This window comes from Streptomyces sp. NPDC056160, from assembly GCF_042268205.1.
GTDB lineage: Bacteria > Actinomycetota > Actinomycetes > Streptomycetales > Streptomycetaceae > Streptomyces.
The window spans coordinates 37,679-47,913 of sequence record NZ_JBHJUW010000015.1 but is presented as its reverse complement, the minus strand read 5'-3'; the positions used below and the strand labels follow the sequence as shown (position 1 = coordinate 47,913).

At 69.4% G+C, this 10,235-nt stretch carries 10 protein-coding genes; 7 read left to right on the top strand and 3 right to left on the bottom strand.

Annotated elements, in window-relative coordinates; translation table 11 throughout:
- Nucleotides 1-95 precede the first annotated feature (95 nt).
- The gene (locus tag ACFC02_RS08190) at nucleotides 96-995 is read right to left on the bottom strand and encodes a hypothetical protein (RefSeq protein WP_376353879.1); all 900 of its coding nucleotides are present in this window, start codon (nucleotides 993-995) and stop codon (nucleotides 96-98) included.
- 355 nt (nucleotides 996-1,350) lie between these two features.
- On the opposite strand from ACFC02_RS08190, the gene ACFC02_RS08185 reads away from it, so the two are divergent.
- Nucleotides 1,351-1,485, top strand: a complete 135-nt coding sequence (locus ACFC02_RS08185) for a hypothetical protein (RefSeq protein ID WP_376353876.1) — start codon at nucleotides 1,351-1,353, stop codon at nucleotides 1,483-1,485.
- 477 nt (nucleotides 1,486-1,962) lie between these two features.
- Here ACFC02_RS08185 and ACFC02_RS08180 read toward each other — a convergent pair whose 3' ends face one another.
- A complete protein-coding gene (locus ACFC02_RS08180; protein ID WP_376353874.1) occupies nucleotides 1,963-3,225 on the bottom strand; it encodes a hypothetical protein in 1,263 nt (420 codons plus the stop codon).
- Between the two features lie 418 nt (nucleotides 3,226-3,643).
- On the opposite strand from ACFC02_RS08180, the gene ACFC02_RS08175 reads away from it, so the two are divergent.
- From ACFC02_RS08175 to ACFC02_RS08150, 6 genes are all read left to right on the top strand, one after another.
- Nucleotides 3,644-4,894, top strand: a complete 1,251-nt coding sequence (locus ACFC02_RS08175) for a TfuA-like protein (protein ID WP_376353871.1) — start codon at nucleotides 3,644-3,646, stop codon at nucleotides 4,892-4,894.
- Nucleotides 4,884-6,029 (top strand): YcaO-like family protein, encoded by a 1,146-nt coding sequence (locus ACFC02_RS08170; protein WP_376353868.1) that lies wholly within the window; start codon nucleotides 4,884-4,886, stop codon nucleotides 6,027-6,029. The genes ACFC02_RS08175 and ACFC02_RS08170 overlap by 11 nt, the downstream gene beginning before the upstream one ends.
- Nucleotides 6,026-6,880 carry a class I SAM-dependent methyltransferase gene (locus ACFC02_RS08165; RefSeq protein ID WP_376353866.1) on the top strand — a complete coding sequence of 285 codons (855 nt, stop codon included), beginning with the start codon at nucleotides 6,026-6,028 and terminating at the stop codon, nucleotides 6,878-6,880. The genes ACFC02_RS08170 and ACFC02_RS08165 overlap by 4 nt, the downstream gene beginning before the upstream one ends.
- A complete protein-coding gene (locus ACFC02_RS08160; RefSeq protein ID WP_376353864.1) occupies nucleotides 6,877-7,890 on the top strand; it encodes an NAD(P)H-dependent glycerol-3-phosphate dehydrogenase in 1,014 nt (337 codons plus the stop codon). Before ACFC02_RS08165 ends, ACFC02_RS08160 begins: the two co-directional genes overlap by 4 nt.
- Nucleotides 7,891-7,958: 68 nt before the next feature.
- Complete coding sequence (locus tag ACFC02_RS08155) at nucleotides 7,959-8,315, top strand: hypothetical protein (RefSeq protein ID WP_376353861.1); 357 nt, start codon at nucleotides 7,959-7,961, stop codon at nucleotides 8,313-8,315.
- Nucleotides 8,302-9,156 (top strand): hypothetical protein, encoded by an 855-nt coding sequence (locus tag ACFC02_RS08150; protein ID WP_376353859.1) that lies wholly within the window; start codon nucleotides 8,302-8,304, stop codon nucleotides 9,154-9,156. Before ACFC02_RS08155 ends, ACFC02_RS08150 begins: the two co-directional genes overlap by 14 nt.
- Nucleotides 9,157-9,295: 139 nt before the next feature.
- On the opposite strand, the gene ACFC02_RS08145 is transcribed toward ACFC02_RS08150, so the two are convergent.
- A complete protein-coding gene (locus tag ACFC02_RS08145; protein ID WP_376353856.1) occupies nucleotides 9,296-9,550 on the bottom strand; it encodes a hypothetical protein in 255 nt (84 codons plus the stop codon).
- Between the last annotated feature and the right edge of the window lie 685 nt (nucleotides 9,551-10,235).

Here is a 10,235-nt window from a genome sequence, read left to right as displayed (position 1 = left end):
TCTTTCCCGGAATGCCGAGCTGCGCCCGGACTTTCGTCATCAGCGCCATAGTGTCCTTCGTTCGTTCCTCGTCGTGGTGGCCGGTCTGGCGCTGGTCAGTTCAACGACGCCTTGAGATCGAGCAGTTCGTCGTCGATGCCCTGGTAGAAGACCCGGAGCATCGGCAGGGCCTCCTTGCGGTCGAGCATCGTGGCTTCCTTGATCATCAGAGTCGAGCCGCCGACCTCGGCCTGGAGGACCTGGTGCCCCTTGCGCAGTGCGTCGGCGTTCTTGCCCTTGAGTAGCAGGTACTGGTGGATCGAGGTGAACTTCCCGCCCACGTGCTGCGTGAGAATGTCGTATTGCTCGTTCTGCAGCTCGATCAGATCGGGATCGCGGACCTGCAGGGCCTGGTTGCGCCGTTCCAGGTTCGCCACCTGGTGGTAGACCCGCTGCGGCTCCTTCGTCGTGATGAAGCTGTGCTCGCAGGCCGTCTCGACCTTGCGCCAGAAAGAGTCGACCCGGTCGAGGATCCCGACGCGGTCCTCGTCGAAGAGCAGGTAGCTAGCCGAGCCGACGACCAGGTAGACCCGGCCTTCCCCGCCGTCGGTGAAGCGGATCAGCCCGTCCTCGTCGATCCCGTCGATGCCGACGATCGAGTAGAAGTCCGTGGGGTTCGAGCTACGACGGGTGAAGACATGGCGGGCCTTCGGCGGCAGATAGGCCAGGAAGGCTGGTACGCGCATGATGCGCAGCTCCTTCGTCTTCATCAGCCCGCCGAAGTAGGCGATCGCCGCCAGTCCCCAGAGGACGAAGAACGTGATGGCCGCCGGTCCCGAGCTCGCGACGAACGTCGACGTGCTGAACCACAGCAGGGCGAGGATGCCGCCGCCGAAGAAGAGCAGTTGCTTGATCGGGGAGGGCTTGGCCGCCCAACCTCCCTTGCTCAGCGTGATCTCGTGGTCGAGGAAGCTCCTGTTCAGCGAACTCGGCACCTTATAGGACAGTTTCGCCATGAATCTCTCATCTCCCCCTGCAGCCCCAATGGTCATTGCTTGCTCTATCGAAAAGCCCCTCATGTGTGAGGTGCGCGGATGGCATCCTATCTTAGATAGGCCATTCAAATCGAGGGTAAAAGAGGCTTGAATGGCGACACCTAATGACTCGGACCTGCTAGTCCGAGCCATCGGGGGTCGTCTGAGCGGCTGACAGATCAGTAGCGCCGCGGGGCAGAGGCGCTCAGCCCATCGCTACCGCCTCGAAGAGCGGAACGTCGTCGCCTAGGTCGAGCACGACCAGCGCATTGGCTGAGTCGTCCTGGTCGAAAATCTCCTGACGGACCGGCATTCCGTCAAACACTGCCCGCTCCGAGTGAGGGAAGTGGTAGTCGACGACGCACAGCGCGTCTCGCTGGCCGGATCGAGCACCAAGAACACCCGTGCGGTGTGCATGCACCTGCTGCGCCTCGCGCGCGTACGCCAGTTCGCGCGACCTTCAGTGGTGTGACGAGTGTGTCGCGCGCCAGGCATGTGCGTCCCGCCACGGGGAACACGATCCTCCCCCGAGCGGGGCGCATGGACCTTTGTCCTGGCAGAGCACACGGTCCGGGCGAGTGGGTGTGCGAGCAATCTGGTGATGCGCGAGGCTGGACGAGACGGCCACCGGCGGCCCGATTGGGGTCCGCCTGGCACCGCCACCGGGACTTAAACCCGGGGTGACCTTACCTCCCGCACCGGCCTGGAGTTCGATTACCTTGCCGGGCTGGAGACGGGCCGGGTCTGGGTGGACCGCCGACAACCCGATGCGTCCGCCGGCGTGGTGCTGGAGGAGCTGGCGGAGCGGACCCGGGCTATCGCACGGGCCGCTGCCGCGGGTGACGAGCACCATTCCGCGCTCGCGTTGATCGAGGCGGCCGACCGCGCCGCAACCTGGCCAGTTCGGAAGCGGCCGGGCGCCCCGCGGAGAGGCGTGGCGGGACAGGGGTCAAGCGGACAGGACTTCCGCGAAGTCGCGTGCTGCTCTCTCGCCGTGATGCTGTACCGGGATCGAGCGGTACAGATCCAGCGCCCGGCGGTGGACGAGCCCGGTGCGGTAGGCCACCGGCAGCTCTGCCAGGACAGCGACCGCCCGCTGGCACGCCTCCTGGGTGTTGCCGTCGCGATGGACGCAGGCCGCCGCGTCGATCCGCAGTAAGGAACGTGTCATGGCGCTCGTGGGCGCGGACAGCTCTAACGCCCGCTGCTGGCTCTCCTGGGCCCGCCGGGTGTCGCCGAGCGCGGTCAGCGCGTGCGACAGGTGCACGTGGTGCTTCTGCTCGCCGTGGGTGAGCCACGTGTCGGCTCGTTCAGTGGTGTCGAGCCGGTCCATGCAGGCGTCGGCGGCTGTGAGGGCCTGGCGTGCCTCGTTAGGCTGGTGGGACAGGGCGTAGGCGCGGGCGGCGACGGCCACCGACAGGGTGGCCGCAGCGGTCGGCCGATCCCCGGCGAGGCGGCGGGCCCGCTCCGCGAGGGCGGCAGCGGCCCGCGGCGCCCCGTAGTTGATGGAGACCATCGCCTCGCGTGCCAACACCCACGCGTGGAGCTGGGTATCGCCGGACTCCTGGGCGGCCCTGGCGGCAGTGGCGAACCACCCACGCGCTTCCGCCCGGGCGCCGAGGTCGTGGAGCACGATGGCCACCATGCCGCCCAGCTGACCCGCGGTCCGGCACACGCGGACCCGCGTCCCGATCGACTGCGGGCTGTCCAGGAGAGAACCCAGACCGGCGAAGTCGGCTACCAGGTCGGCCAGGACCCGGGCGGGGGGCTGCCCGCCGTAGCCGTAGCTGTAGGTTTCGGCCGCCGCTTCTAGGTCGGTCAGTTCGGCCGGGGTGCTGTTCGCGCTCAGGGCGATGTCGAGGGATTGGCGGGTGTCGGTGAGGGCGGTGAGCACCGGCCCGGTGAGGCCGGCGGCCAGAGCGCCGCGCAGCAGCTGGCGGCGGATCATGTCGTCATCTCCATCGTCGAACTCCGGGAGGGACGTCGGGAGGCTGTGCTCCCAGGGTCGCGCAGCCAGGCCCAAATGGGCACCCGGGATGCGGAGTCCGTCAGCGATCCGCTCCACCGTGGCCAGTGCCGTCACCGCCCACTTGCCCTGTGCGATCCGGGACACCCGGTCCGGTTTCAGCGCGCACGCCTCGCTGATCCGGCGGTAGCTGATCCCGTTGCGGCGCGCGCTGGTGAAGACCGTCGCGAAGTCGCGGTCACGCACGGCTCGGACGAACTCCGGGTCCCGCAGGAGGTGCTGGGGTAGCTGAGCTGATAACGCCTGTACGTCGCCCACGAGATTCCTTTCGAGACGCAGTGTGACGGAGAGTCGGCGCAGACGATATACCCGCGGCGGGGACCCCGTGGCGGGGATTACCAGTCGTGCCGGGCCCGGCTTCACTGAGCCATGCACGCGGCTCATCCGACCGCGGATTCCCTCATGACGAAGGAGCCTCACATGGCGTTCAAGCCCGAGAACGTGCCGGCGGACGACGAGGTCACCAGCGCCCCCGTGATCGCGGTCGACGTGGAGGACGAGGAGTAGTTCCGCTCCCCGTTCGTCCTGACCCTGGACTGACCGCGTCCCCGGGCACCGCAGGTGCCCGGGGACGCGGGCCGGTTCCTCTCCGTGGGAGACCGTAGTGATTCACGTATTCGTCGGGCCGACCCTGCCCCGGTCCCACCCGATGCTCTCCGCCCCGGGCGTCCGCCCGGGGCCCCCGATCGGACACGGCGACCTCTTCGACCCCGCGATCGGTAGCAGCGACACCGTGCTGATCATCGACGGTGTCTATCACCAGGCTCCGGCCCTGCGGCACAAGGAGATCCTGGGCGCGATGGAACGGGGCGTTCGGGTCGTGGGCGCGGCCAGCATCGGCGCGCTGCGGGCCGCCGAGCTGTCGACGTACGGGATGCGCGGCGTCGGCAGCATCTACGCCGCTTACGCCAGCGGGCGGATCACCGGGGATGACGAGGTGGCCGTCGGCCAGGCCCCGGACGGGGACTGGACGGCGCTGACCTGGCCCCTGGTGAACCTGCGGCACATGCTTGAGCTGGCGCAGGCGGCCGGCCTGTTCGGCAGCGAGCGGGCGACCGAGCTGTTCACGGCGCTGGGCGCGGTCTACTACCCGCAGCGCACCACGGCCGCCGTTCGGGCTGTCTGCCGACGCCTTGACGCCGGGCACTTCGTCGACTGGCTCGATGAACACCGCGCGGTCGACCCGCACTTCGGTGACCTCAAGCGTGCCGACGCCTTGACCGCGATCCATGCCGTCGTCGAGGGCGTTGTCCCGCCAGCCCCGGCTGCGCGGCGAGCATCGGTGTGGCGGTCGCCGTACTACCGGCGCTGGTCCAACGCCAGCGTCCGAGCCCGCATCGGCGGGGTCGAGCTGCTCACCGAGGACCGCGTGCTCTACCAGCAGATTTTCAGCCCGGGGTACAGGAAGCGGTGGCGCGAGTTCCTCGAGCATCGGTCCCTGCACCCGGCCGGAGGCGCCCGGGGCAGGCCCCTGGCTGAGCGGGTCACCGCAGCCACCGGCGGAGTGCTGGCCGCGCATCAGGTGTTCCAGCCGGTCCTCGACCTGCGCGACGAGGAGACCACAGCCTTTCTGCTGGCCGGTGAGAGCGAGCCGGACCGCGCTGCGGTCGCCCGGCATGCTGCCGCTCTCGCCGCCTGGCGGTGCCGCCCCGGCTTCACGGTCGGCGCCGTCCGCGACGACCTCGCCCGCCGTCTGCTGCTGCGCATATGGCGCTGCCCGGAGGACCGTCTGGACGAGGAAGCAGCCGGACGGGGACTCGTGAATGGTGTGCGGGCCGTGGAGGCCATCAAGAGGTTCGTGCCCGGACTGATGGACAGCGGGCCGACAGTGACGGAGGCGAGCCGTGGCAACTGAGGAACTGGTGGCGCTGCCGGGCACAGTTCGTGTCCGGCCCCCAGAGGAAACGTGGCAGGCCCTGGCGGGCGTGCTGCCCCTGTACGGGATCACCCGCGTGGCCGACCTGACCGGACTGGACTGCGTGGGCCTGCCGGTGTGGACGGCGATCCGGCCCGCCTCGATCACCCTGAGCACCGCCCAGGGCAAGGGCGCCACCGGCCTGCTCGCACGGATCTCCGCCGTGATGGAGGCAATCGAACTGTGGTACGCCGAGCAGCGGTTGCCCATCGCGGCTCGTGGCCCGGCCGCTGAGGTCGCTCCCGGCTGTCCGGTGGCCGCGCTGCCGCTGGCCGTCCCGCATCCTGAGCAGGTTCTGCGACAGACCGTGTGGGAGTGGGCGTCCGGCACCGGCCTGGTCCACGGCCGTGACACGCTGCTCCCGGTGGACCTGGTGCGCCGCCGGGCGCAGCGGCCCGAATGGACTCCCGACCTGCTGCGCGCCACCAGCACCGGTCTGGCGTGCGGCAACAGCCGCGACGAGGCCCTGCTGCACGCCCTGTTCGAGGTCGTGGAGCGGGACGTGCTGCACCGCGACGCCCAGGCGAGCGGACGGCGGCGCGCGCCCATCGACCCGTCCTCCGTCGACGACCCCTACGGGCAGGAGGTGATCGGCCGGCTGGCCTCTGCCGGCATGGAGTTCGAGGTCCGGGCGGTGGAAAACCCGTACGGGCTGCCGGTCTGCTCGGCCTACCTGTGGTCCGAGGACTACACGGCCGTGTTCGCCGGAGCCGGCTGCCACAGCAGCGCGCCGATCGCGCTGACCCGCGCCCTCACGGAGGCAGCCCAGTCCCGGCTGGCCGTGATCGCCGGGACACGTGACGACCTGCCTACCGACCCGCAGGCCTTCGCCCCGCCGGTGTTCCGTCCCGCGCCGACGGGTGGGCTTACTGCGTGGTCAGAGGCCACATGCCAGTACGCGCCACCCACCGGCAGCTTCACCGGCCAGGTCGGTGACGTGGCACGGCTCATCGAGGGTGTCACCGGGCACGAGCCGGTGGCCCTGGACCTGTCCTTCCCCGGAGATCCCGTCCACGCCGTACAGGTCATCTGCCCGGGCACAGGTGCCCGCGTCAAAAGGGCGATGCAGCGATGACCCAGACCTGTGAGGCCTCCGAGGGACGCAGCGCCAGGGCCCAGTACGACGCCTTCTATACCGCACGGGCCCGCACCGACTTGGTCACCCGTCTGTACCGGGAGGCGATGGAAAAGGACTACCCGAGCGAGGTGGGAGCCTTCAGCTCGTGTGACTGGCCGCTGCTCGGTCTGATGACTGCCCGGCTGCGGATGCGTCCGGGCCAGATGCTGGTTGATGCGGGCTGTGGCACCGGCGGTATCGGCCTGTGGCTGGCCCGCGCCCTCGACGCCCGGCTGCTCGGCTTCGACATCTCCCCGGCCGCCGTGGCCCAGGCCACCGACCGAGGCCGCACCTTCTCGTTCACGCCCGGCCGGGCGGCCTTCCGAGTCGGCGCTCTGGAACGCAGCGGCCTGCCCGGCGACTGCGCGGACGGCATCGTGTGCGTGGACGCACTCAGCCGCGCGGACCGGGCAGCAGCCTTCCGGGAGTTCGCCCGGATCATGGCGCCGGACGGCAGGCTGGTCATCACCCGGGCGCTGCGCCGCGGGACCGCACCGGCCTGGGAGGACGCCCATGCGGCCGGCCTGGCGGTGGAGGACCTGGACGAGCGTCCGGATGAACCGGCGATGTGGGAACGGCTCTACCAGCTGTGGATTGCCTACGCCGACGATCTGCGCCGCGAACTCGGGCAGACACAGGCGCAGCGCATGCTAGACGAGGCCCGCCGGGTCCTGCCTATGCTGCCCGGCCGCCGGGCTGTCCTGGTGACCTTGCGCCGCTCGGAACCGCCGGGCCCGGTCGATACGATGGGCCGGTTCGGCTGCCGCCCCGGGGGCTGGACCACGACCAATGAGAGGACCCCGCAGTGAGCCAGAACCGTCCCGTCCGCGCGGCGGTTTTCTCGGCCGGGTCCTGGGGCACAGCGGTCGGCCGGATTCTCGGCGACGCGGGCGCCGACGTCGTGATGCACGCCCGCCGGGACGAGATCGCCGACGGCATCAACCAGCACCACCGCAACCCCGGATACTTCCCGGACATTGCGCTGCCCGACTCGCTGACCGCGACGACCGACCCGGGCGCCGCGCTCGCCGGCGCGGACTACCTGGTGCTGTCCATCCCCGCGCAGTCCCTGCGGGCGAACCTCACCGCTTGGGCGCCGCACATCCCCGACCGCACCGTGATCGTGTCGCTGATGAAGGGCATCGAGACGGACACCGGGCTGCGGGCCAGCCAGATCATCGCTCAGACGGCCGGCGTGCCGGCGGACCGGATCGCGGTCCTGTCCGGGCCGAACCTGGCACGGGAGATCATGCAGGGGCAGCCCGCCGCCGCAACCGTCGCCTGCCCCGACGAGAACGCGGCCCGCCGTTTCCAGCAAGCCTGCCACACCCCATACTTCCGCCCCTACACCAGCACCGACGTGATCGGCTGCGAGCTGGGCGGCGCCGTGAAGAACGTGATCGCGCTCGCCGTCGGGATCGCCGCAGGCATGGGATTGGGCGACAACGCGACGGCCATGCTCATCACCCGCGGGCTGGCCGAGACCACCCGCCTCGCGGTCCGCATGGGCGCCCACCCCGAAACCCTCGCCGGGCTCGCCGGACTCGGTGACCTGGTGGCCACCTGCTCCTCCCCGCTGTCCCGCAACCGCACCTTCGGCGCGTACCTCGGCCAGGGCATGACCGTCGCCCAGGCCACAGCCGCCACCCGGCAGACCACCGAGGGCGTGAAGTCCGCCACCGCGATCCTCGCCCTGGCCCGCCATCACGACGTGGAGATGCCCATCACCGAAGTGATGGCCGCGCTGCTCCACGAGAAGATCAGTCTCGACGAGGCCGCCGCCACGCTGATGCAGCGGCCCCCCAAACCCGAGCGCTGACCCCCGAGACGGCCCTTCTCGGGCTGCTCGACCGTACGTTCACCCTCCCGATCTCCGGAGGCTCCCTCATGCCCGACGCTGTGCTGCCCGCTGCCCAGATCGCGGTCTTCGTCGCTTTGGCGGCTTGGATGATCGTCGGCTTCACGCCCGTGCCCGGCCGCTGGATGCGCTGGAAGATGTTCTGCCGGGCCACCTTCACGGTCGTCACCCTGACCGGCACCACCAAGGAGGGACAGACCGAGCCGGTGAACGTCTACGAGCACCTCTCGCCGGGATCGTTCACCCTGAACCCGCCCCGCCTGCAAACGATCCTGGACTACCTGGTCACCAGCGGCCGCTACGAACGGATCGACGGCCACGGCCGCGTTCTGTCCGCCCGTGGTGAGCAGCGCATCGAGGTCAGGGGCAGCCGTGTGGTTCTGTGACGCCCTCGCCTCCGGGTTCCAGCAGCCGACCGATCCAGTGCGCCTGCAGATCTTCCGTATCGTGTTCGGCACCGTGGTCGCGATGCGGTTCCTTCTCTCCTTCGGCCAGGGCGGCTGGCACCGGTTCACAGACGGCTCGCTCAGCGCCCACCTCGCCGAAACCCGGTGCGGCCCGGTACGCGCCCGGCTGCTCCTCACGCTCTACCAGCCCGCGCTGATCGTGCGTGCCGCTGCCGCGGTCGCACTGGCCGCCGGCGTCCTGCCTCGGGCGGCGCTCCTGCTCGTTCTGGCCGGGGCCGCCATGGAGCTGTCGTACCTCAAGAGCCCGAACGCCGTCCGCTACACGCTGCTGACCGGAGGATGCCTCCTGCTCGCCGGCGACCTCGGCGCTGGCCTGCACCTCACCCATGGCTCCACCACGGCGAACACCTGGGCGCAGGCCCTCCTCGTCCTGGTCACCACGGACATCTACTGGAACTCCGCCTGGCAGAAGCTCCGCAGCCCGCAGTTCCGCAGCGGCCTCTACCTGGCGCAATGGGTCCACGTGTACGACCAGGTCCGTGAACAGCTTCCCTACCGGCGTCAGCACGCCGTCCCCGGGGGCGTCCGCCGCGCCATGGGCGGCCTCACCCACCGCGACATCTGCCTGTGGCGCCTGGTCGCGGCCGTCGTCATCGCCTTGGAGATCGTGCTGCCCCCGGCGCTGCTCGTGCAGGAGACGATGCCGTATGCCGTGGTCGCCGGCGTCGGGATGCACGCCGCGTTCACCTGCCTCAAACCGCGCCAGCTCCTGACGTTCTCTGGTCTCACAGTGGGCACTTACATCGCGTTCGCCGCCTGACGAGTCTTGCGGGCTGCTGTTCAGCGGCGTGGCGGCCGCAACCATCGCAGCAGATGGCACGTTCGGACCCGGTCGGCCACCCGGCGGCGCAGCAGCAGCGTACGGACGGAGGATCGGCAAGCAGGAATCCGCGAGTGGATCAGTTGGCGGCCGGCTCTTCCGGCGCCTTGGCCTGGTGCTGAAGGTGGGCGAGGGTATTTCTGAGCGCTCCGGTGTAGAAGTCGTACTGATGCCTGGGCTTCCTGTCCTCGTCGAGGGCGGGGAGGCTCACCAAGTAGTTCCAGATTCGGTTTTCGATGGCGAATCGGGCGACGTCGGTTTGCTCGAACAACTGAATCGGCATATCGGCGAACTCGTCGTCGGTCAGGGGCGCTGGGAAGTCGGCGCGCAACACAGTGAGTCGTGCGTCCTCAACGTCAGGGCGAAACAGAACCGTTGCGGGTCCACTCGCAGGCAGCCGCCGCAAGGTACTTCTCATAGCTGGACGGGCTCTGGTTGCTCACCAGACCCGCGAGGTGCCAGCAGACCACGGCGGTGCACCACTCTTGCTCGCCGACGCGGTACATCTGCGCGGACTCGATCCCCCTCGTAACGGCTCCGGTAGTGATCCAGTTCAGCGCGGGGACGACCCTGTACTCCGAGGGCGTCATGGCGAACCGGCACCGGAATGAACCGTCCGAGAGAAGTCAAGGACGACTTCGAGCGCAATCTGCGGCAGGCTCTCACCGAGAGTTCAATCCCGATGGTGTATTCGACAAAGTCATACGCACCGAGGCCATCGTCGCCACCCGCCCCTGACAGCTCGGCCGTTGCTGCTTGGTCCACGACCCTGTCACGTGGCCAGGCAGCAACGCCGCTTTGAGACACTCTCGCGCTAGACCAGGTTGACGGATCGCATAACGCCGACAGCGTCACCACCGCGTCACGCAAGAAAGGGGCGTCGCCATGGACATCGCCGATCAGGCCCAGCAAAGTTCCCAGCCGCACGATGTCGTTCATCGTCCACATCACATCCCTCTGTTGACGCTGTCATGAAAAGGCAGCAGCGGGCCCCCAGGTCCGGGACCCGTTGCTGCTCC

Excerpts from the sequence above, each read along its gene's own strand:
- ACFC02_RS08155 (WP_376353861.1), top strand. The coding sequence starts at position 7,959 with ATGCCCGACGCTGTGCTGCCCGCTGCCCAGATCGCGGTCTTCGTCGCT.
- ACFC02_RS08165 (WP_376353866.1), top strand. The coding sequence starts at position 6,026 with ATGACCCAGACCTGTGAGGCCTCCGAGGGACGCAGCGCCAGGGCCCAG.
- ACFC02_RS08190 (WP_376353879.1), bottom strand. The coding sequence starts at position 995 with ATGGCGAAACTGTCCTATAAGGTGCCGAGTTCGCTGAACAGGAGCTTC.